This is a genomic window from Blautia sp. MCC283, from assembly GCF_018785565.1.
Taxonomy (GTDB): domain Bacteria; phylum Bacillota; class Clostridia; order Lachnospirales; family Lachnospiraceae; genus Blautia_A.
In genome coordinates, this window is the sequence record NZ_WQQB01000008.1 from 38,333 (window position 1) to 60,975 (window position 22,643).

Genomic DNA, 22,643 nt, shown 5'->3' on the forward strand with positions numbered 1-22,643 from the left:
AACTTTAAAGCATAGAAAAAAGAAAAAAAATCAATATAATAAGGCATATAGATGACATGCGTTGAAGAAAAATTTTAACCAAATCAAGTAAGTCCCCTGCGGGGTTGCGAAAAGCAATAAGCAGTGGGTGGGGACTTGCTTGTATCAGGAGGAGTGCAAGCTCCTCCTGATAAACTGCGGAGCAGTTATTTGGTGTAGAGCTACGTAGCAAAGCGGATTGCGAATATCCGCTTGACTATGTCATTTTGGATTGGACTGACAATAAAAGGATGTGCTGAATAGTTGGAAAAATGCAGGAGGAGAAAGAAATGAAGAAAAAATATGCAGATTTTAAACTGGGTGTACCGGATTATGTAACTGTGGAGACAGAAGATGAGAGACTGGTATGCCAGGGAGGACAGCCGACAGTAACGGCCGGTGCGACTACCGTGGAATTTCAGGATGCAGGTGAACATGAGGATATATTTGTCACCTCAGAGGATGCAGTGAGATGTGTAAAACTGAGATGGAATTACAAGATCCCAAAATCCGCCAGATTCCTGGGAGATGCCTGGGAACGTACCTATGGTGATGTGGAATGGCATGGAATGAGCGGTAATCGTTATCTGCCATGGTATTTTTTGGCGAAGCTTTCTGAGAAAGTCCTCTGCTTTGGTGTAAAGGTCCGCCCTTCCGCTATGTGCTGCTGGCAGGCAGATACAAAGGGAATCACATTATTTCTGGATGTTCGCTGCGGTAATACAGGAGTACAGTTGAAAGGAAGAAAGCTGCATGCCGCACAGATCGTCTGCATGGAATCAGAAGGAGCAGATACTTTTGAGACTGCACAGGAATTCTGTAAAAAAATGTGTACAGATCCGATTTTCCCGGAGTTCCCGGTATATGGAAGCAACAACTGGTACTATGCTTACGGCGACAGCTCTGAAGAGGAGATCTTAAGTGATACCGATTACATCCTGAAACTGACTGAAGGGGTAAAAAATCCTCCATTCATGGTTATTGATGACTGCTGGCAGGAGCATCACCGCCTGGACGAATACAACGGAGGACCATGGACAAAAGGTAACGCCAAGTTCCCGGATATGAAAGGCCTTGCAGACAAGCTGAAAGAAAAAGGTGTCCGCCCGGGAATCTGGGTACGTCTGCTTCTTAATGAGGATGAGAACATCCCGGATGAGTGGAGGATTTCCTATAATGACTGTCTCGACCCGTCCCATCCGGACGCACTGGCATATATCCGAAGAGATATCGAACGGATCTGCGACTGGGGATACACTCTGATCAAACATGATTTTTCAACTTTTGATCTTTTTGGAAAATGGGGATTTGAGGCAAATTTAAGAGATAATTCCATGGAGAAATGGCATTTCTACGACCAGACCAAAACCAGTGCAGAAATTGTAAAAATGCTTTATCAGGAAGTTTACGGTGCTTCCCGCAGTAATAACGCAGTGATCATCGGCTGCAATACTATCGGACACCTTGGCGCAGGTCTGATGCATCTGAACCGGACCGGTGATGATACCAGCGGACGTATCTGGGAGCGTACCAGAAGAATGGGTGTAAATACACTGGCATTCCGTCTCCCACAGCACAATGCTTTTTATCATATTGATGCAGACTGTGTAGGTATTTTCGGAATGATCCCGTGGGATAAAAACCGTCAGTGGGCAGACGTTCTTGCAAAGAGCGGCACACCACTGTTTGTATCCGCAAAACCTGGAGTTCTGAACCCGGAAGAATTTGAGGAGCTTCATCAGATCATGCTGCGGGCATCAGAACAGAAAGAGCATTTTGTTCCGCTTGACTGGGAGGAGATCGACTGCCCGGAAGTATGGGGAGAAAACGGCGAGACCATCACGTACGACTGGTATGATAACGAAGGTCCGACCATGGATGCGACAGTAGAATATTACAATGCAAAGGTAGTTGTTCCGTAAATCCGAAGAAGTGATTCAGCAATCCAGAAGATCCTCGGCATGATGATATTTTTCCCGGTATTCCCGGGGCGTCATGCCGGTTTCTTTTTTGAAGGCGCGGGAAAAGGCAAAAGGATTCTGATATCCGCAGGAGATCGCCACGCTGGATACAGGGATATCCGTGATCGTCAGAAGTTCCCGGGCATTGATGATCTTGGCTGAAGTCAGGAAAGCCTGGGGCGTGGTTCCAAGATGTTTTTTAAAAAGTCCGTAAAGGTGACTGCGGCTGATATGCAGATAGTCAGCAACATCGGTCACAGTAATATCCTGAAGCGGACTTTTTTTGATGTAATCAACAGCCTGTGTGATATAAAAATTTTCGTTGGATTCCATGGTCGTGTAGGAAGCGTGAAATTCTTCCTCCAGCATGGCGATGATCCGGTAAAGACCGCTCTGGATATAAGCTTCGCTGGAAGGTGTCAGCTGTGGATGGGTCATCATTTCAAGAATGGTTTCCTGATAGGGAAGAACCGAATTTAGCTGCTGGACCGGAGTTTCTTCAGTAAGATGACAGTGTTCACAAAGTATGGGAGCATTTTCTCCATTGAAACAGATCCAGATATAAGTCCAGGGATCAGAAGGCTCTGCTTTGTAGAGAGAGCTGTTCACAGGAGGAATGAAAAAGCACTGTCCGGCTTTCAAGGTATATTTCCGGTTGTTCATATAGAAATATCCCTGTCCGCTCAGCACAAAATGGATGGTGTAATATCGCCGGACACCAGGGCCGTAGGACTGTTCCGGTGTACATTTTTCCCAGCCGCAGGAAATAAGATGAAGTTCTTTTGATGAGGTCTGGCGGTTCAGGACCTGTTTGTTTTCTATGGGAGTTTCCTCCTTTCGATGCATGATTATAGATAATATCAGTTTAAAACATTTGATCAGGGGTGTAAAGAAGAAAGATGAATTCATTAACAGTAAAAAGAATCCTCATGACATTTGCCGGAATCTTTCTGGCGGGTGTCAGTGTGGCCATTTTCAAGGCATCCGATTTTGGGACAGATCCCAATTCCTGTTTTGTCATGGGTGTGTGGAATCTAGCAGGAATAAAATACAGTTATGTTTATATTGCCATCAATGCACTGATGCTGCTGGGAGTGTTTTTTCTGGACCGGCATTTTATCGGACTTGGAACTGTGCTGAATCTGTTTTTTATGGGAATTATCGTGGAAAAAGGAATGCAGCTTTTTGACAGGTATTTGCCGGAGAGGACATTTGGAATAAGAGTGATTCTGATGTGCATCGCTGTTGTAATGATGTGTTTTGCGTCGGCGCTGTATTTTACAGCAGATATGGGAGTTTCCGCCTATGATGCCTATGCACTGATTCTGGATAAAAGGACCCGGATTCCTTTCCGGATGTGCAGGATCGGGACGGATGTGATCACAACTGCGGCCGGATTTTTTATGGGGGCGGTTGTTGGGGCCGGAACTCTTGTTACCGCATTTTTTATGGGCCCACTGATCGAGTTTTTCAACCGGACAGTGGCAAGGCCGTTTCTTTATGGAAAAGAGAAGAAACAGATACGGAAGCAGTAAAACAAAAGGCAGTTGTCGTGCGATAAACGTGCGGCAGCTGTTTTTTTGTGCCTGTTTTTTTGTATAAAACTCCGCAGTGAATGTAGCCTGCAAATATCTGCCTGACCGGAAAAATCTTTATCTGCGAGGGGAAGATCGGACCAGTTGGCCAGACACAATTAAGGCATTGTCTTGACACTTGTAAAAGAAAAAGGTTTACCACCGGGAGAAATACCGTTATAATAGGAGAAACGTAGGTTTTTTTCCTGCAGTAAAAATATAACAGTCCGGGAGATATCCGTGTCGGAAATATTGCTTATCTGATGATATTGATATGGAGAATTTTCCGGGATGTAATAAGAAGGGAGAAAAAATATGGCATATTTAGGCGAAGAAATTAAAAAACTTGGTTTTGGTCTCATGAGACTTCCGCAGAAATCCGAAGGTGTGATCGATGTGGAGCAGACCAAAGTCATGGTAGACAAATTTATGGAAGCCGGATTTACTTACTTTGACACTGCGTGGGCTTATGCAGGAAGTGAAGATGCTATCCGCGAAGCTCTGGTAGAGCGTTACCCGAGAGAAAAATATCAGCTTGCAACCAAGATGGCAGCCTGGATCAACTGCAAGACAAGAGACGAAGCTCTTGCACAGTTTAAAACATCTCTGGAGAGAACAAAAGCCGGATATTTCGATTTCTATCTTCTCCACAATCTTGGAGAACACAGAACAAAATATTTCGATGAGTACGGTTTATGGGACTGGATCTGTGAGCAGAAAGAGGCCGGACTGATCAAACATGCAGGATTTTCTTTCCATTCCACACCGGAAGAACTGGAAGCAATCCTTACCGCACATCCTGAGATGGAGTTTGTACAGCTGCAGATCAACTATGCAGACTGGGAAAATCCGGCAATCCAGTCAAAAGCCTGCTACGAAGTTGCCAGAAAACACGGCAAACCGGTAGTGATCATGGAGCCTGTAAAAGGCGGTATGCTTGCAACGCCTCCGGAATCTGTAGAAAAGATCTTAAAGGCAGCAGAGCCGGAAGCATCCACAGCATCCTGGGCGATCCGTTTTGCGGCAAACCTGGAGGGCGTGATCACCGTACTTTCCGGAATGAGCAACATCGCGCAGATGGAAGACAACCTTTCCTTTATGAAGGACTTTAACGGTCTTACGGAAAGCGAGAAGGAAACTCTGGACAAGGCAAGAGAGGCGATGAGCAAAATTCCTCTGATCCCATGTACAACCTGCAATTACTGTGCAAAAGTATGCCCGATGGAAATCGGAATCTCCGGTTCTTTCACAGCGATGAATTACCTGACACTGTACGGAAACAAAGCTGCCGCAGCGCATCAGGAAGAATGGCTGGTAGGAGTCCGTGGCAGAAAGCGCGCAGACGAATGTGTAAAATGTGGACAGTGCGAGGAAGTCTGTCCGCAGCATATCTCTATCCGTGAGGAACTGGAGAAAGTCAGCGAGACTTTTTGCAAATAAAAGAACTGATCCGACGGGAAACGGATCAGGGTAAGGAGAGAGTTTTAAAATGGAAAAATTCAAAGCATTTCTGAAACGGAAGGATATCGAGATCTCCCTGAAGAGATACGGTATCGATGCACTGGGCGCCATGGCGCAGGGACTTTTCTGTTCCCTGCTGATCGGTACGATCATCAACACCCTTGGCACACAATTCCACATTCCGTTTCTGACTATGGCAGTTGCCACAGTCAATGACACCCAGTACACGGTAGGTTCTCTGGCCTCTGCCATGAGCGGACCTGCCATGGCAGTAGCTATCGGTTACGCATTGCATTGCCCGCCGCTGGTACTGTTTTCACTGATCACTGTTGGTTTTGCCTCCAATGCACTTGGCGGAGCAGGTGGCCCTCTGGCTGTACTGTTTGTTGCAATTGTTGCGGCTGAGATCGGTAAGGCAGTTTCCAAGGAGACAAAGATCGATATCCTTGTAACTCCTCTTGTAACCATCGGTGTGGGCGTAGGCCTTTCCGCATGGTGGGCACCTGCCCTTGGAAAAGCGGCCATGAAAGTGGGAAGCGTAATTATGTGGGCAACGGACCTGCAGCCGTTCTTTATGGGAATCCTGGTTTCCGTATTTGTGGGAATCGCACTGACACTGCCGATTTCTTCCGCTGCGATCTGTGCGGCTCTGGGACTTACCGGACTGGCAGGCGGTGCCGCAGTAGCAGGCTGCTGTGCACAGATGGTAGGTTTTGCGGTTATGTCCTTTAAAGAAAACAAATGGGGCGGCCTGGTTTCTCAGGGAATCGGAACATCCATGCTCCAGATGGGAAATATCGTCAGAAATCCGAGGATCTGGATCGCACCCATCGTAACCTCTGCCATCACAGGTCCGATCGCTACCTGTCTGTTCAAGCTTCAGATGAACGGAACAGCAGTATCCTCAGGAATGGGTACCTGCGGTTTTGTGGGACAGATCGGTGTGTATACAGGATGGATGAATGACATTGCGGCAGGAACCAAGACAGCTGTCACAGCTATGGACTGGGCGGGACTTTTCCTGATCTCCTTCATTCTTCCGGCAGTTCTCTGCCCGCTCATCAATATGTTTGTACGTAAACTTGGATGGGTAAAAGACGGAGATATGACATTGTCATAAATGAAGAGTAATTTATATCAGATTACCTTGTAAAATCAAAAAAAGAGTATCACAGAAACTCCCTGATAAAGATGAGATCTGTGATACTTTTTTTATTTAACCGATATTCACTATTTACGCTACATGTGACCCAGTGGCATTACTCCGTTCCAGTCCACATGCCTTCGCATATTCATGAAGTTTCTCCTTCGCGGTATAATTCAGATTCTGTGGAACCTGGATCTGGATGGTTACATACTGATCACCACGGACGGACGGGTTCTTCATGGAAACGATGCCTTTTCCTCTGAGACGGATCTTGGAGCCGGACTGCATGCCTTCACGGATCTTGCAGATAACATTTCCATAAAGTGTTGGAACAGTAGCTTCACCGCCGAAAACAGCTGTTGTGTACGGGATGGAAATGGTAGTGTAAACATCGGAGCCCTTTCGTTCATATCCAGGACGGGTTCCTACGGTAACCTTCAGAAGCAGGTCACCAGGTTCTCCGCCACCGGTTCCAGGCATGCCTTTTCCTTTCAGACGGATACTCTTGCCGGTATCGATACCTGCCGGAATGTGAACCTGTAATGTCTGCGGTGCACCGGAGCTTCCGTCCGGGCTGGACAGAGAAATCCTTTTATCTGCACCAAAAGCGGCCTCATCGAAGGTAACGTTGATGCTGGCCTTCACATCGGAGCCTTTCTGAGGGAAATCCTGCTGATGGAATCCGCCAAAGCCGCCGCCACTGTGAAATCCGCTTCCTCCAAAGCCGCCGTGGAATCCGCCACCGTTACCGGTGAAGTGCTCATAAGTGCTGTTTCCGCCAAAGCCATGGCCTGTGCTGTGACCGCCGTGGAACATATTTCCAAAGATATCACCAAAGATATCATCCATGTTTTCACCATTAAAGTGAAATTCCTGATAGCTGCCATTGCCACCACTCTGGAATCCGCCGAATCCACCGGCACCTGCACCGGCTCCCGGATCAGCGCCCGCCTCAAAAGCAGCGTGACCAAACTGATCATACATTTTTTTCTTCTTGGGATCTCCAAGAACGTCATAGGCTTCATTTACTTCCTTAAATTTATCTGCGGCATCCGGATTACCGGCGTTGGTATCCGGGTGATATTTTTTTGCCAGTTTACGGTATGCTTTTTTTATTGTTTTCTCATCTGCGTTCCGGTCAATGCCCAGAACATCGTAATAATCTCTTTTTACTGCCATGGTATTCACCTTCCCTTATATAATTATAGATTATAGTCTGCAGCATTCCAGGTGAGTAATATCCTTCTTAAGGAATAGACTTTCCGGAGTGCCATATATCGAACATATGCGTACAAAATTCCCCGGGAAGATTCCCGGGGGTATTACTTTTATCCTGTTCTACATGTAATATAACACTACTAATTAAAAGTGTCAATACCTGCACTGTGGAAAGACCATTTTGGACTGTAATGAGAGATATGATTCTTACAGATGTCAGCACAAAATATGATATAATATTGCCATAAATTCCGGCGGTGGTCCATAAAATAAAAAGCAGACAGAACCGCAGAACAAAGAACGACACAAAAAAGAAAAGGAGGCGTAAAATATGAAAAAAAGAACTCTTCTGTCCAGGAGAAAGGCAGTGAAATGCCTGACTATTCTGGCTGTTATGTTTGCAGCAGCTATTCCGGCAACAGCCCGGGAGGCGAAGGCAGCAGCAGGAACTACCTTTAAAGTTAAAGTCTCTGACGGCTATCTGGCTCTCAGGAGTGAGAAGGCTTTTGACAAAAGTAATGAAATTGGTCAGTTGAACACTGGAGATCTGGTGGAAGTTACAGACCGGAAGGACCCAACCTACTGGTATGCATATGTTCCAAGATTGGATAGATCCGGATATCTGGACAAAAATTATATCCAGGTAGCAGAGAGTACCGCTGCATCCAATGATTCCTGGACTGTGAAAGTAAAGAGTGGCTATCTGGCACTTCGAAACACTGCTGCATATAATGACAGTAACGAGATTGGGCGTCTGAATACCGGAGATATGGTGCTTGTAAAGGACAGCAGTGATTCAACCTACTGGTATGTATATGTGCCGAAGCTTGATAAATCCGGTTACGTAGATAATCGGTATATTTATAACAGCGGACTGTGGACCGTAAAAATAGAAAAAGGTTATCTGGCACTCAGAAATCAGGCTGCCTATAATGACAGTAATGAAATTGGCCAGTTAAATACCGGGGATACCGTACAGGTAAAAGATACAGCCGATGAACATTACTGGTATGTATATGTACCGAAGCTTGATAAAACTGGTTATGTTGATAAGGAATATCTTCTTGGAGGAGCCGGAACGGCGATCCAGTCTATGACTGTTAAAGTAGACAAAGGCTATCTGGCACTTCGAAGTGAAAAAGCTTATGATAAAAATAATGAGATTGGCCAGTTAAATACCGGAGATACGGTTGAGCTCATTGAAAAAGAAGACAGTACCTACTGGTATGTGTTTGTTCCGAAACTTGGAAAAGAAGGATATGTAGATAAAAATTATCTTAAATAAATGTTTTACACCAGGCGGATCAGAAATGTCCGCCTGATATAAAGTACAGGGAGGCAAACAGATGACTCTGGCACAGCTCAGATATACCATAGCAATTGCAAAAGCCGGATCTATGAACGAGGCAGCCAAAAGCCTTTATATTTCCCAGCCAAGTCTTTCCACGGCGATCCGGGAACTGGAGGCAGAAACCGGGGTTGAGATCTTCAGAAGAACAAACCGTGGAATTGCCGTGACACCGGCGGGTGAAGAATTCCTGGGGTATGCAAGGCAGGTAGTAGAACAGTACGAACTGATGGAAGCCAAATATATCTCCAAAGAACAGTCCCGAAAAAAATTCAGTGTTTCCATGCAGCATTATACTTTCGCGGTCAATGCCTTTGTGGAGCTGGTAAAACAGTTTGGCATGGATGAGTACGAATTTGCAGTCCATGAGACCAAGACACATCAGGTGATCGAGGATGTGCGGAACTTTAAAAGTGAGATCGGGATCCTCTATGTGAATGATTTTAACCGCAAAGTACTTACAAAAATGTTTCACGAGTATGGATTGGAGTTTCACGAACTTCTCAACTGCAGGATCTACGTTTATATGTGGAAAGGCCATCCCCTGGCGAAACGCGAGAAGATCACACTGGAAGAATTGAAGGAATACCCCTGTCTGTCTTTTGAACAGGGAGGAAATAACTCCTTTTATTTTGCGGAGGAGGTTTTGAGCACATATGAGTATAAACGGCTGATCAAGGCCGATGACAGGGCCACGATGCTGAACCTGATGGTAGGTCTGGGCGGATATACCTTGTGTTCCGGTATTATCTGTGAAGATCTGAACGGTTCCGATTACTGTGCGGTTAAGCTGGATTCCGATGAGATCATGACCATCGGGTATATCGCAAGAAAAGGTGTTAACATCAGTGCTCTTGGGAAAAAATATCTCGAGGAGATTTCCAGATATAAAGATAAGGCGCTGAAATAAGAGAAAATAAAATCTGACAGATTTCTGCATAATACACGGCGATGTGTAAAATGCAGATCTGTCAGATTTTTTGTACATATTCAGACGATCAAACGCGGATCACAAAGCCCTCTTTACGAGGTTTTGCAGCCGGATACTCGCAGTCGCGGTATCCCAGAACACAGTGGCCGACACCGATATATTCATCCGGAACTCCCCATTGTTTCTTCAGTTCTTTTCCCTCTTCGGAATCAAAAACTTCTTTTGCACGGTGGATCCAGCAGGAATCTACGTCAAGAGCATGTGCGGCATTCATGAGATTTCCCATCACAAGGCTTCCGTTTTCCACGCAGGTGCCCATTTTGCTGTCGGAGAAGACGATGATCACAGTTGGGGCACCGTAGAACGGATCTGAGGTACTGCCCATAACAGCTGCGTTCATTTTGGAAAGTTTTGCAACCAGTTCCGGATTCTGTGTTACTACCATAAGGGTACTCTGCTGTCCCATGCCACTTGGTGAATATTCTCCGGCTTCCAGGATCATATCCAGAGTTTCCTGTGGAACAAGGTCTTTTTTGTAGGCGCGGATACTTCTGCGCTCCAGCATGTTTTTGATGCTTTCGTTCATAATGATTACCTCCTGATGCTAAATTCTGTTGAAAATATTTCCTGCAAAAGAAAGCAGTTTTCTTTTTATCCTGATAGAAATTATTATAACGCAAATGTTTATGGTTTCCAATAGATAGAAGGATATAACTTTACAACTTATAAAGAATTATTATATAATCGGGATAAGATATTCCTGCGGTGGGCAGGAGAATTTTGGGTGGAGATACAGAGACGGAATAGTTGAGACAGAAGATACGAGGTGCCAGATGGAGAAGATACGAAAACATTTTTATTTTTCAGGAAGAGTACAGGGAGTGGGATTTCGTTACCGCTCTTATTATATTGCACAGTCCATGGGGCTGACCGGCTGGGTAAAAAATCTCTGGGATGATCGTGTGGAGATGGAAGTGCAGGGAACCAGAGAGGAGATCCGGGAGATGGTAGAGCGCCTTTCTCAGCAGAGTTTTGTGGAGATCGAGGGTATTGAATCGAAAGAGATCCCCCTTGAGGATGAGTTTGGATTTCATGTGAAAGGATAGTGAAATGATCAGAGCTGTTTTTATGGATATTGATAATACGTTGCTGGATTTTGATGCGGCGGCACAGGAAGGCATGGCCCATTGTTTTGAAGATGCAGGCCTCATCTATAAGCCGGAGATGTTTTCGGTTTTTAAAGAGGAGAATGACCGGATCTGGAAAAAGATCGAACAGGGAATCCTGACCATGGATGATCTTCCCTATGTGCGCTGGCAGGCGATTCTTAAGAAGCTTGGGCTTGAGGCAGATGGCGTAGCTATGGAGATGCTGTTCCGGAAATGTCTGTTTTACAGCGCGGTTCCTATGGAAGGGGCAAAGGAGATCCTTGATCATTTACAGGGAAAATATATTCTGTGCACGGCCAGTAACGGCCCTTATGAGCAGCAGATCTGCAGGCTGAAAAAAGCCGATATGCTGAAAGATTTCGATCATTGTTTTGTATCTGAGAAGATCGGTGTCGACAAGCCGGATGTACGTTTTTTTGAACGATGTCTGGAACAGCTTCCGGGAATCAGGGCAGAGGAATGTATGATTATAGGGGATTCCCTGACTGCTGATATCGCAGGCGGACAGGCAGCAGGGATGGAGACCTGCTGGTTTTGCCGGGAGAAGATGGAAGAGTCGGAACTGGAAAATGTGAGAAGAACGCATAAAGCAGATCATGTGATAAAGCGGCTGGAGGAACTGAAAGACCTTCTGTAAAAATGGGCCTTTTATTCCAGCTCCAGCGCCAGATACAACAGAACAGCGTCCCGGAATTTCCGGGGATTGAGACCACATTTTTTATAAATGTGGTTTAATTTATATTGAAGAGTATTTTTGTGGAGAAAAAGTTTCTCTGCGGTATCAGCCAGAGACATTTCCAGGGAAAAATAAGTTCGCAGAAGTTCCTTTTCATCCAGAGACAGCTGATGAATGGTTTTTCCGGAAAATTCTTCACGGTCATCCGGAGACACAGAAGAGAGAACGATTTCCAGAGTGAGATCATCGAAAACGGCATAATTTTCTGCACAGACATGGTCAGTAAGAGGCCGGTGAAAGTTAAGGTTTCGCAGGGCAGTTTCCGCAGTAGTCAGGGAAAGACCAAGCTGATACAGTGGTACGGACCGGCCAACAGCAACGGCCAGAGTGCCAGCATGCTTTTTCGCAAAATCACGAAGTGTTCCGGAAAGAGCAGAAAAACCGGAACTGTCTGTAACAGCGAGATAATCTCCGGGATAGCGGAAGGTGTACAGCATGATCCCGATGGTCTTGAAAAAATTCTGGATCTGATGTTCTGAAAGAACAGACCCAATGCCGGAATCTGAGTCATGAGTTTCTGCCTGGAGAGAAGATTCCCGTGAGAGATTTGGATTTTCGGTATCTGTCCGGGAAGCAGGAGTTTCCTGGGATTCCAAAATTCTGTGGTCAATCTTTACGGAGAGATTTTGACTGGAAGCAGCCGGATACGTATGGAGCAATATCAGTCGCTTGGGTGTATCCGGATCGATCTGAAATTCCCTCAGACATTTCAGAAGATATTCCGGATTCTGGGTGTCTCCGTGGAGCAGGGAACTGATGACAAACTGTTTTTTGTCCGCCTGATGCCGGCTGTACTGGCCAAGTTCCTGTTCACGGATCAGAAGGCTGGTGATACGCTGTGCCAGAAAGGCGTACTTGCGTACTTTTTCCGGGGAACCGGTGATCCCGATCACAGCCAGAAGACGGTCTTCATGATAAAGAGGCATGTTGATCCCCTGTCGGGTTCCTGTAAAATTGTCAGATTCAGCCACTTCGATGGTAGTACCGGTTACAGCTGCCTTCCGTCCAATCTCATGAAAAGCTCCGATCCGGGCAGCGTTGGTGCTGGCAATAATGGTGCCGGACGGATTGATGAAGTTGATATCATAACTGCAGACGTCCTTGATCGTGTTGACGATCTGCTGGGCGAGCGTGTGGCTGATGTGTGTGATCATGGAATCCTCCTGGAAAAGTTAACCAAATCAAGTAAGTCCCCTGCGGGGTTGCGAAAAGCAATAAGCAGTGGGTGGGGACTTGCTTGTATCAGGAGGAGTGCAAGCTCCTCCTGATAAACTGCGGAGCAGTTATTTGGTGTAGAGCTACGTAGCGAAGCGGATTGCGAATATCCTTTTGACTGTGCTTTCTTTGGGTCAGTATATCATATATGGTTTATAGCTTCAATTTGAATATGTTATTTATAACAATAAAATATAAAAATTATTTAAAAATATAGTATATATAATATATACATACAGGCTTAATTTTATTATGATTAAAAACAAAAGCAGGTTCACCCGAACTGTAAACGAGGATATTTGATTTATATAAAAATTTTCACAGGAGGAAAATACAATGAAGGTAGTAACAGCAATCGATTCTTTTAAAGGCAGCATGACATCCATGGAGGCAGGGTTTGCAGCAGCAGAAGGCATCCATTGTGTAGACGCAGAGGCTGAGGTTCTTGTAAGACCTCTGGCAGATGGCGGAGAGGGAACAGTAGAAGCTCTTGTTGCGGGAATGAATGGAAAAACAGAGCATGTAAAAGTTACAGGTCCTCTTGGAGAGCCGGTGATCTGTGAGTACGGCATTATTGAAAGTACAAAGACCGCAGTGATCGAGATGGCCGGTGCAGCAGGAATCACACAGGTTCCGGACGAAAAAAGAAATCCTCTTTATACTACAACCTACGGCGTCGGTGAGGTGATCAAAGATGCCATCGAAAAAGGCTGCCGCAGATTTATCGTGGGTATCGGCGGAAGTGCCACCAATGACGGTGGTGTGGGAATGCTTCAGGCACTTGGCTATGCATTTCTGGACAAAGATGGAAAACAGGTTCTTCCAGGCGCAAGAGGACTGAAAGATATCACAGAGATCACAGATGCCTATGTAATTCCGGAGCTTGCAGAATGTAAATTCCGTGTTGCCTGCGATGTAACCAATCCTCTTTGCGGAGAGCTTGGATGCAGTGCCATCTACGGACCGCAAAAAGGAGCCACACCTGAGATGATCCAGGATATGGATCAGTGGCTGGGCGCTTATGCAGAGCTTGCAAAAGAGCGTTTTCCAAAAGCAGATCCAAAGTATCCGGGAACAGGAGCAGCCGGTGGAATGGGATTTGCGTTTCTTACATTTACCGATGCAGTTCTGGAATCCGGAATCAACATCGTACTGGATGAGACAAAACTTGAGGACTACATCAAAGACGCGGATCTTGTGATCACAGGTGAGGGACGCATGGATGGACAGACAGCCATGGGAAAAGCTCCGGTAGGTGTTGCAAAACTTGCAAAGAAATATGGCAAAAAAGTGATCGCTTTTGCGGGCGCCGTACAGCGTGACGCAAGAGCCTGCAACGATGCGGGAATCGATGCATTTTTCCCGATCCTCCGTGGAGTGGTAACTCTGGAGGAGGCCATGAAAAGTGAGAACGCAAAACGGAATCTGGCAGATACCGCAGAGCAGGTTATCAGACTGATGAAATAAGAGAAAGCCGATCTGCAAAGCACAAAAATCCGTCAGATAAAAGATGCTGAAAAGATATCAGATGATAACGCAAAAAAAGACAGGCCATGAATGTCTGTCTTTTTTTGATGGTTTATAATTTGTAAAAACAAGGGAGTTGTAACCGGATAAGATCAGTTGATCGGGATTTTTATCTTATCCTTCGATAGGTTCAAAATCCACAGCGCCATGTTTGCACAGTGGGCAGATGATATCTTCCGGAAGTTCATCGCCTTCATAGATATATCCGCAGACTTTGCATACCCAGCCTTTTTTGCCTTCAGTCTGTGGCTGTGGTTTTACATGTTTCTGATAGTAGGTGTAAGTCATGGTCTCCTGATCGTTCATGACACGGGCCTCTGTGACGCTGCAGATGAACATTCCGTGAGTACCAAGATCTACGTAATTTTCCACTTTCAGAGACATGAAAGCATTGATATATTTGTCCAGGAATACCAGTCCATTGTCAGAGTGGTTCACTTTCTGGCCTGCAAATTTATCGGTGCTTCTGCCGGACTGGAATCCGAACTGTTCAAAAACAGAGAACGGAGCTTCTATAGACAGACAGTTTACGTTCATGATACCGGTCTGCTGGATCACGTGGTGAGAGTAGTTGGCCTTGTTGATGTTGACAGCTACGCGGTATGGATTGTCAGTAAGCTGTGTAACGGTGTTGACGATCAGGCCGTTGTCCTTTTTGCCATCGTTGGAAGTTACCACATAGAGGCCGTAACCGATGCGGAACAGAGCGGTCATATCACTCTTGTTGGCAAGATCATCGCTTTTTGCAATGTATTCCTGGCAGAGTTCATCAGCCATGGATTCCATCTGTTTGCGGTTTTCTTCGTTTACTGCGGACATGATCTTAACGGTGGTATTCAGCCAGTTGATCTTTTTGCACTTGGAGAGCATCTCTTTCATGACTTTTGCTGCCAGCGGTGCCCAGGTTCCGTTTTCAATCAGACCTACGGTACGGTTCTGGAAGTTGTGTTCTACCAGACGGGTGATAAAGTCGTTCATAAACGGATAGATGCTTGCGTTGTATGTGGTGGTTGCCAGAACCAGTTTGGAGTAGCGGAAAGCGTCGCTCAGTGCCTGAGACATGTCATCTCTTGCAAGGTCATAGACAACAACGTTTGGACATCCTTTGCTGCGGAATTTGTCAGCCAGCTGCTGAACCGCCGCTTTGGTGTGACCGTATACGGAAGTGTAGGCGATCACGATTCCGTCATCCTCTGGTGTGTAGGAAGACCAGGTATCATAAAGACTGATATAATGTCCCAGATCTTCAGTAAGAACCGGTCCGTGAAGCGGGCAGATGGTCTGGATATCCAGAGTTGCGGCTACTTTCAGAAGGTTCTGCACCTGTACGCCATATTTTCCAACGATACCGATAAAGTATCTTCTTGCCTCATCGTCCCATGGTTCTTCCACATCCAGGGCACCGAATTTTCCGAAACCGTCTGCGGAGAAAAGAACCTTTTCTGTGCTGTCATAAGTAACCATAACTTCCGGCCAGTGAACCATCGGCGCAAATACAAAAGTCAGGTTGTGCTTTCCAAGAGAAAGAGTTCCACCATTATCTACGATAACCTGCTGGCCTTCCAGATCCAGGTCAAAGAAATTCTGCATCATGGCGAAGGCTTTTTTGTTGGAGACAACGGTGGTGTCCGGATAAACTTTCATGAAGTTGGCGATGTTGGCTGCGTGGTCCGGTTCCATATGCTGTACGATCAGATAATCCGGTTTCCGGTCACCCAGAACCTGCTGAATATTATCCAGCCATTCGTGGGTAAAATTGGCATCTACGGTATCCATAACTGCAACTTTTTCGTCCAGGATCACATAGGAGTTATAGGACATGCCGTTTGGCACTTTGTACTGGCCTTCAAAAAGGTCAACCTGATGATCATTAACGCCTACATATTTGATAGTATCTGTGATTTTCATGAGCAATTCCTCTTTTCTTTCTATGGTGGATTTATTTATGTGACTGTGTTTTGTTTGTTCCTTAACTTTGATAAAAATATAACAGATTTTACTGACAAAAACTGTTGCAAATACAACAAAACAGGGGAAATTTTCCAGACTTTACATTTTTTCTGTGCTGGTATAAAATCAGAAACATGTACGGTTCATCTGGCTGGTGAGGAGGGGAGGAAAAACATGGAGCACATTACTTTATTTACGGATATTTTGCCCGAAGAACAGGAAAGAATGCGTGTCTGTTTCAAAGTCCGGGAGGCTGTTTTTCAGAATGGAGAAACCATTATGGAATATTCCAGTTCTATGAAAAAGATCGGGCTGATCCAGGAGGGACGGGCGGTGCTTTACTGCTGTGATGAAGATGGAAATGAGTATGTCATCGATGAACTGAATAAGGACAGTGTATTTGGTGAACCGTTTTTGCTTCCGTCGGATTCCCAGCATTATTATGTGTGCGCTGCCACGGAGACGAGGGTGATGTTCATTGATTATGAGCATGTGATCAAACGCTGTGAAAATGCCTGTCATCATCACAGCCAGATGGTCAGCAATCTTCTGCAGATGACGGCCCTTCACTCCAGACAGCAGACGGACCGGATCTATATGCTTTCCAGATCTTCCACCAGGAAGAAGCTGATGGCTTATCTGCATTCCCTGGCTGCGGAGAAAAATACCGGGAAGTTTAAACTGCCCATGTCCTATACCGCACTGGCCCAGTATTTAAGTGTGGACCGAAGCGCCATGATGCGTGAGATCAAAAACCTGTCTGATGAGGGTGTGATCAAAAGAGACGGCCGGAATGTGGAATTACGATAAACGGGCGGGTTGACTGAGAATGTATGCTTTACAGAGATAAAACCGGGTCATGGTTTTTGGAAGAGTCCCGGATCCTGACCGGAGAGGAGATAATTATGAATATTACAGTAAGAAAATACGAGGAAAAAGATCTTCCGGATCTGATCCGGATCTGGAATGAAGTGGTGGAAGATGGCGTGGCTTTTCCACAGGAAGAATATCTGAATGAGGAAACCGGAAAGGCATTCTTTGCGGAGCAGACCTATACAGCGGCTGCAGTGGATGAGGAGAGCGGAAAAGTTTACGGCCTTTATATCCTTCATCCGAATAATATCGGAAGATGTGGACATATCTGCAATGCCAGCTATGCGGTAAGCAGAGATTCCAGAGGACTTCATATCGGAGAAAAACTGGTATCCGACTGTCTGATCCAGGGAAAAGAGCACGGTTTTGGTGTTCTACAGTTTAATGCGGTTGTGGCATGTAATGTCCATGCAAGACATCTTTATGAGAGACTTGGATTTACACAGCTTGGGGTGATCCCGAAGGGCTTCCGTATGAAGGACGGACATTATGAGGATATCTGCCCGTATTATCATGAACTGTAAAAAATCTTGAAAGGATTTTGGTATGAAAAATCTTCAGATCACCGCATACACGCAACATTTTATCCGGCAGCAGGTCATGCCGGGAGACATTTGTATTGATGCAACGATGGGAAATGGTAACGACACTGTATTGTTGAGCAGACTTGCGGGAGAAAATGGACGTGTTCTGGCATTTGACATTCAAAAACAGGCATTGGAACACACAGAAGAACGCCTGAAAAAGGATGACTGTCCGGAGAATTATCAGCTGTTCCTGGATTCCCATGAGAACATGGCAGCCTATGCAGAAGCAGAAACCGTATCCTGTATCACCTTTAATCTGGGATATCTTCCAGGGGGAGACCATTCTGTGGCAACCAGAGCGGACAGCAGCAAAAGAGCAGTGGAAAGCGGCCTTACGCTTCTGAAAAAAGGCGGCCTTATGACGATTTGTATTTACAGCGGTGGGGATACCGGATTTCAGGAACGGGATGCGATGCTTTCATTTATCCGTCAGCTGGATCCTCATAAGTATCTGGTGATCCAGTCGGAATATGTAAACCGGCCAAATAATCCGCCCATACCGGTGCTGATCATTAAACTGCAGTGAATACAAGAATCTGCTACTGTCCGAAATATAGGACACAGAGCTCGGAGGGAGATATCATGAACGATTACATATATTATTATCTGCTTGCAGTGAATATCCTGGCTTTTGTACTTTTCGGAGCCGACAAGCAGAAAGCCCGGCGTAATGCCTGGCGGATTCCGGAGAAAACCCTGATCCTGAGTGCTGTCATCGGTGGCAGCGTTGGAGCTATCCTGGGCATGCGTTTTTTTCACCACAAAACCCGCAAAGCCAAATTTGCGATTGGTGTACCGGTAATACTGTTGGTGCAGATCGGTGCAATGTGCCTGGTGCAGTGGGCGATGAAGTAAAATAAAACAGCTGCCGTATGGCAGTGGAGATCAATACTCCACGCCTGCGGCAGCTGTCATTTTTTTCATAAAAAGGCGATTGAAGACCGCGATAACACGGCCTACGCCAAGTACAGCGATCACAGTTCCAAGGCCGATGCCGATCAGCTTATGAGCGAAGAGCAGGCCAATGGAAGTGGTAAGGCAGATATTAAAGAGGTCGAAACAGTTCTTGGTGAACCCAACAGATTTCCCGATACAGTCGGAAATGGCCTGTACGATTCCGTCTCCCGGGTTGGGGATGATACGCATGTTCAGAGACATGGCGGCACCAATCCCGGTAAGGATGATTCCGGCGGCAAGGACCAGAAGTCTGGATGGCATATTGTCAGAGGGTGTCGGAAGCAGTGCGGAAAACAGATTCATAAAACGTGTAAACACAAGGCTTAAAGGCAGCTGAAGAAGGTCCATTACAAGCACCAGCTTCAGATCCCGGTGTGCTGCCGGAGCAATGGCACCGCCTGCTTCCCCGGAATATCTGTGGTTTCGGAAGATATGTAAAACAATCTCAACTACAACAAATGCGGAATATAAAAGGAAGGTAATATTACCAAAATTAAATCCTCCAATGGTGGCGATGCTGTAGGCCACAGAAATGATCGGGGAGACACCCAGGCCCGATTTGGTGTTCAGGATGATCCCCAGCGCCAGGATCAGAAGACCGGCAACGTAGAAGACGATCCGAAGGAACAAGTTCTTTTTCATTTCTTATCACACTCTCTTTCAGCAAAATATAAGATATCAGATGCAAAGAGGTTAAAAGTTGTTCATGTCTGCACGATAAGAGCAGGCTTTTACTTCTGATTTTGCATTATAACAATCATAGCACAAAATTCCATTCATACCAAACCATAGTCCCATCTGACAGGATATCCACGATTTTTATAAGAAATTTCCTTCTTGACAAATACTTTTATGATGATATAATTTGATAATCAAAATATTTTAAGATAAAAGATAAATCAGAGAGCAGCAGTATAGATTAATCCAGCCAGGAGGCCATTGCAGAAAAGCATAAAAGCAATGTTCACCGGATGAGATCTTTTACAGGCTGATGTAAGACAGATATCATGGAGAAAAAGATGACAGGTAAAATATGTGGAACAGGTTCCTGGGTCCCGGATAAAGTGTGGGATAACAACGATCTTGCCAGAATGGTGGAAACCAGCGATGCGTGGATCCGTGAGAGAACCGGCGTGGTACAGAGACATATTGCAAAAGAAAACGAGGATACCGTGACAATGGCAGCCCGGGCAGCGCAGAAGGCGCTGGAAGATGCAGGTATGAAGGCGGAAGAAATCGACCTGATTATTGTAGCAACGATCTCTCCTACAGAGATCATGCCCTGTGTGGCATGTGGTGTACAGGAGCAGATCGGAGCGGAAAATGCTACCTGCTTTGATCTGAATGGAGCCTGTACGGGATCTCTTCTGGCACTGAACACAGCGCAGGCATACCTGGCCCAGGGAATTTACCGGAGTGCCCTTGTGATCGGTGCAGAAAAACTGTCCGGTTTAACGGACTGGACGGACCGTGGTACCTGCATCCTTTTCGGGGACGGCGCAGGAGCAGTTGTGCTGAAAGCAGAAGAGGGTGGCAAATATGCACAGGTAACCCATTCCATTGGAAAAAAAGGCGGGGCACTTACCTTGCAGAGCAGAAATCAGATCTGTTACGAAAATAATCCCAAAGCAAAGGAAACCTACATACAGATGAATGGAAAAGAAGTGTTTACCTTTGCGGTATCCAAAGTACCGGAAGCGGTGAAGGAGCTTCTTTCCAGAGAGCAGGTTCCCTGTGGGGATATCCGCTATTATCTTCTCCACCAGGCAAACGAGCGGATCATCCGTTCTGCGGCAAGGCGGCTGGGCGAAGACATTTCCAGGTTTCCCATGAACATGGACAGATATGGAAATACGTCTTCCGCAAGCCTTCTGATCCTTCTGGATGAGGTGAAGAGAAGCGGAGAACTGCAGAGAGGTGATAAACTGGTCCTTGCAGGATTCGGCGGCGGACTGACGTATGGAGCGAGTTTGATTGAGTATTAAATGAGAAAATCAAAGTCCCGATTAACGGACTGTTAAAACTATGAGTAAGTAGAAAAGTGGATTGCAAATATCCGCCTGACTCAATTTCCCGGAGGTAAAAAATGAAAACAAGAGTTACAGAATTACTTGGTATCGAATATCCAATCATTCAGGGTGGTATGGCCTGGGTGGCAGACCATCACATTGCGGCAGCAGTATCCGAAGCAGGAGGCCTGGGACTGATCGCGGCAGCAAACGCACCGGCAGAATGGGTACGTGAGCAGATCCGCGAAGCAAAAAAACTGACAGATAAGCCTTTCGGTGTAAACATCATGCTGATGAGTCCAAACGCCGATGAGGTTGCGAAGATCGTAGTGGAAGAAGGCATCAAAGTGATAACAACCGGTGCCGGAAGCCCGGAGAAATACATGGAAGCATGGAAAGCTGCAGGAGTAAAAGTGATCCCGGTCGTTGCATCCGTAGCTCTTGCAAAAAGAATGGAGCGCTGCGGCGCAGATGCGGTGGTAGCTGAGGGAACCGAGTCCGGTGGACATATCGGTGAGACAACTACCATGGCGCTGGTACCACAGGTTGTGGATGCGGTAAAGATCCCGGTGATCGCGGCAGGTGGAATCGCAGATGGCCGTGGGATTGCGGCGGCTTTTATGCTGGGTGCAGAGGCTGTACAGATGGGAACCCGTTTTGTTGCCACACAGGAATGTAATGTACATGAAAACTATAAGCAGTTTGTCCTGAAGGCAAAAGATATCGACACAAGAGTAACCGGACGTACCACAGGTCATCCGGTCCGTACCTTAAGAAATCCCATGACAAAGGAATATCTGGAAAAAGAAGCAGCAGGAGCATCTTTTGAAGAGCTGGAGCTTCTCACACTGGGAGGTCTTCGAAAGGCGGTTGTCGACGGTGATGTAAAAACCGGAAGCGTGATGTCCGGACAGATCGCAGGTATGGTAAAAGACATTCCCACCTGTAAAGATCTGATGGCAAGACTGATGGCGGAGACAAAAGAAACAGTCAGAAAAAACAGTTTTCTTGCGGAGGAATAAACAGATGGGAAAAACAGCATTCATCTTTCCAGGACAGGGCGCACAGAAAGCCGGGATGGGAAAAGATTTTTATGAGAAATATGATACTGCAAAAAAGGTTTTTGATTCTGCCAGTAAGTGGCTGGATCTGGACATGAAAGCACTCTGTTTTGAAGAAAATGACAAGCTTGATCTGACGGAGTATACACAGGCAGCGCTGGTCACCACCTGCCTCGCCATGGAAAAGGTCGTAGAGGAGATGGGACTTCATCCGGATGTAACTGCAGGCTTAAGCCTTGGTGAGTATTGTGCCATCGAAGCAGCAGGCGGCATGGAGCTTTGCGATGCCATTACAACCGTAAGAAAAAGAGGAATCCTGATGGAACAGGCAGTTCCGGCAGGAAAAGGAAGCATGGCGGCAGTTATGGGAATGGAAACAGAGAAGATCGAGGAAGTGATCGCAGACATTTCAGATGTCAGCATTGCCAATTATAACTGTCCTGGTCAGATCGTGATCACAGGACTTGCAGAGGCAGTTGCAGAAGCTTCTGAAAAACTGAAATCAGCTGGCGCAAGAAGAGTGATCCCGTTAAATGTCAGCGGTCCCTTCCACTCCGCAATGCTTATTACAGCAGGAAAAGAGCTGGGGAAGGTTCTGGAGGGTATCACACTCCACCAGCTTAAAATTCCATATGTAACAAACGTAACCGCAGAGTATGTGGAAGATCCATCCGAAACAAAGGCACTTCTGGAAAAACAGATCTCATCTTCCGTGCGCTGGCAGCAGAGTGTGGAAAACATGATCCGCCAGGGAGTGGATACCTTCGTGGAGATCGGACCTGGAAGAACACTGGCCGGGTTTATGAGAAAGATCGACAGAAATGTAAAGGTATATAACATCCAGACTGTAGAAGACGCAGAAAAAGTCTGCCAGGAACTTAAGTGATCAGAAAGGAATTCA

Annotated in this window: 22 protein-coding genes; 16 read left to right on the top strand and 6 right to left on the bottom strand. The window is 46.1% G+C overall.

Annotation, left to right across the window (positions count from 1 at the left end; all coding sequences use genetic code 11):
* The first annotated feature begins 308 nt into the window (after nt 1–308).
* Nucleotides 309–1,940, top strand: coding sequence for a glycoside hydrolase family 36 protein (locus GPK81_RS02315; protein WP_252196578.1), 1,632 nt, complete (start codon nt 309–311; stop codon nt 1,938–1,940).
* 15 nt (nt 1,941–1,955) lie between these two features.
* Here GPK81_RS02315 and GPK81_RS02320 read toward each other — a convergent pair whose 3' ends face one another.
* Entirely contained in the window at nt 1,956–2,825 is an 870-nt protein-coding gene (locus tag GPK81_RS02320; protein WP_174087726.1) for an AraC family transcriptional regulator, read from the bottom strand.
* A gap of 53 nt (nt 2,826–2,878) precedes the next feature.
* On the opposite strand from GPK81_RS02320, the gene GPK81_RS02325 reads away from it, so the two are divergent.
* The 3 genes from GPK81_RS02325 (at nt 2,879) to GPK81_RS02335 (ending at nt 6,134) form a co-directional block, all read left to right on the top strand.
* Nucleotides 2,879–3,514 (top strand): YczE/YyaS/YitT family protein, encoded by a 636-nt coding sequence (locus GPK81_RS02325; RefSeq protein ID WP_215706469.1) that lies wholly within the window; start codon nt 2,879–2,881, stop codon nt 3,512–3,514.
* 354 nt (nt 3,515–3,868) lie between these two features.
* Complete coding sequence (locus GPK81_RS02330) at nt 3,869–4,993, top strand: aldo/keto reductase (RefSeq protein WP_215706470.1); 1,125 nt, start codon at nt 3,869–3,871, stop codon at nt 4,991–4,993.
* Nucleotides 4,994–5,042: 49 nt separating this feature from the next.
* Nucleotides 5,043–6,134, top strand: a complete 1,092-nt coding sequence (locus GPK81_RS02335) for a PTS transporter subunit IIC (RefSeq protein ID WP_215706471.1) — start codon at nt 5,043–5,045, stop codon at nt 6,132–6,134.
* A 114-nt stretch (nt 6,135–6,248) separates the two neighbouring features.
* On the opposite strand, the gene GPK81_RS02340 is transcribed toward GPK81_RS02335, so the two are convergent.
* Nucleotides 6,249–7,340, bottom strand: coding sequence for a DnaJ C-terminal domain-containing protein (locus GPK81_RS02340; protein WP_118062321.1), 1,092 nt, complete (start codon nt 7,338–7,340; stop codon nt 6,249–6,251).
* A gap of 370 nt (nt 7,341–7,710) precedes the next feature.
* Here GPK81_RS02340 and GPK81_RS02345 point away from each other — a divergent pair, with 370 nt between their 5' ends.
* Complete coding sequence (locus GPK81_RS02345) at nt 7,711–8,664, top strand: hypothetical protein (protein WP_021977141.1); 954 nt, start codon at nt 7,711–7,713, stop codon at nt 8,662–8,664.
* Nucleotides 8,665–8,725: 61 nt separating this feature from the next.
* Nucleotides 8,726–9,637: a LysR family transcriptional regulator gene (locus tag GPK81_RS02350; RefSeq protein ID WP_118062322.1), complete on the top strand. Its 912-nt coding sequence runs from the start codon at nt 8,726–8,728 to the stop codon at nt 9,635–9,637.
* A gap of 88 nt (nt 9,638–9,725) precedes the next feature.
* Here the strand turns inward: GPK81_RS02350 and GPK81_RS02355 are convergent, their stop codons facing one another.
* A complete protein-coding gene (locus GPK81_RS02355) occupies nt 9,726–10,244 on the bottom strand; it encodes a nitroreductase (RefSeq protein ID WP_021977143.1) in 519 nt (172 codons plus the stop codon).
* A gap of 247 nt (nt 10,245–10,491) precedes the next feature.
* On the opposite strand from GPK81_RS02355, the gene GPK81_RS02360 reads away from it, so the two are divergent.
* Together GPK81_RS02360 and GPK81_RS02365 are read left to right on the top strand one after the other, a co-directional pair.
* Nucleotides 10,492–10,764 (top strand): acylphosphatase, encoded by a 273-nt coding sequence (locus GPK81_RS02360; protein WP_021977144.1) that lies wholly within the window; start codon nt 10,492–10,494, stop codon nt 10,762–10,764.
* A gap of 4 nt (nt 10,765–10,768) precedes the next feature.
* Nucleotides 10,769–11,464, top strand: coding sequence for a YjjG family noncanonical pyrimidine nucleotidase (locus GPK81_RS02365; RefSeq protein ID WP_215706472.1), 696 nt, complete (start codon nt 10,769–10,771; stop codon nt 11,462–11,464).
* 11 nt (nt 11,465–11,475) lie between these two features.
* Here GPK81_RS02365 and GPK81_RS02370 read toward each other — a convergent pair whose 3' ends face one another.
* Complete coding sequence (locus GPK81_RS02370; protein WP_021977146.1) at nt 11,476–12,717, bottom strand: CdaR family transcriptional regulator; 1,242 nt, start codon at nt 12,715–12,717, stop codon at nt 11,476–11,478.
* A gap of 397 nt (nt 12,718–13,114) precedes the next feature.
* Here GPK81_RS02370 and GPK81_RS02375 point away from each other — a divergent pair, with 397 nt between their 5' ends.
* Nucleotides 13,115–14,245, top strand: a complete 1,131-nt coding sequence (locus GPK81_RS02375) for a glycerate kinase family protein (RefSeq protein ID WP_119248003.1) — start codon at nt 13,115–13,117, stop codon at nt 14,243–14,245.
* A gap of 174 nt (nt 14,246–14,419) precedes the next feature.
* Here GPK81_RS02375 and GPK81_RS02380 read toward each other — a convergent pair whose 3' ends face one another.
* Entirely contained in the window at nt 14,420–16,213 is a 1,794-nt protein-coding gene (locus tag GPK81_RS02380) for a flavin reductase (protein WP_021977148.1), read from the bottom strand.
* 216 nt (nt 16,214–16,429) lie between these two features.
* On the opposite strand from GPK81_RS02380, the gene GPK81_RS02385 reads away from it, so the two are divergent.
* From GPK81_RS02385 to GPK81_RS02400, 4 genes are all read left to right on the top strand, one after another.
* A complete protein-coding gene (locus GPK81_RS02385) occupies nt 16,430–17,065 on the top strand; it encodes a Crp/Fnr family transcriptional regulator (RefSeq protein ID WP_021977149.1) in 636 nt (211 codons plus the stop codon).
* A gap of 95 nt (nt 17,066–17,160) precedes the next feature.
* Nucleotides 17,161–17,652: a GNAT family N-acetyltransferase gene (locus GPK81_RS02390; RefSeq protein WP_021977150.1), complete on the top strand. Its 492-nt coding sequence runs from the start codon at nt 17,161–17,163 to the stop codon at nt 17,650–17,652.
* A 22-nt stretch (nt 17,653–17,674) separates the two neighbouring features.
* A complete protein-coding gene (locus GPK81_RS02395; protein WP_021977151.1) occupies nt 17,675–18,241 on the top strand; it encodes a class I SAM-dependent methyltransferase in 567 nt (188 codons plus the stop codon).
* Between the two features lie 56 nt (nt 18,242–18,297).
* On the top strand, nt 18,298–18,570 hold the full coding sequence (locus tag GPK81_RS02400; protein WP_021977152.1) for a DUF1294 domain-containing protein: 273 nt from the start codon (nt 18,298–18,300) through the stop codon (nt 18,568–18,570).
* A 30-nt stretch (nt 18,571–18,600) separates the two neighbouring features.
* Here GPK81_RS02400 and GPK81_RS02405 read toward each other — a convergent pair whose 3' ends face one another.
* A complete protein-coding gene (locus tag GPK81_RS02405; protein WP_178004730.1) occupies nt 18,601–19,314 on the bottom strand; it encodes a YczE/YyaS/YitT family protein in 714 nt (237 codons plus the stop codon).
* Nucleotides 19,315–19,691: 377 nt separating this feature from the next.
* On the opposite strand from GPK81_RS02405, the gene GPK81_RS02410 reads away from it, so the two are divergent.
* The 3 genes from GPK81_RS02410 to fabD all read left to right on the top strand — a co-directional run bounded on the left by GPK81_RS02410 (nt 19,692) and on the right by fabD (nt 22,628).
* Nucleotides 19,692–20,657, top strand: a complete 966-nt coding sequence (locus GPK81_RS02410) for a beta-ketoacyl-ACP synthase III (RefSeq protein WP_119248005.1) — start codon at nt 19,692–19,694, stop codon at nt 20,655–20,657.
* A gap of 101 nt (nt 20,658–20,758) precedes the next feature.
* Nucleotides 20,759–21,703 (top strand): enoyl-[acyl-carrier-protein] reductase FabK, encoded by a 945-nt coding sequence (gene fabK / locus GPK81_RS02415; RefSeq protein ID WP_119248006.1) that lies wholly within the window; start codon nt 20,759–20,761, stop codon nt 21,701–21,703.
* Nucleotides 21,704–21,707: 4 nt separating this feature from the next.
* Nucleotides 21,708–22,628, top strand: a complete 921-nt coding sequence (fabD, locus tag GPK81_RS02420; RefSeq protein ID WP_021977156.1) for an ACP S-malonyltransferase — start codon at nt 21,708–21,710, stop codon at nt 22,626–22,628.
* The last annotated feature ends 15 nt before the right edge of the window (nt 22,629–22,643 follow it).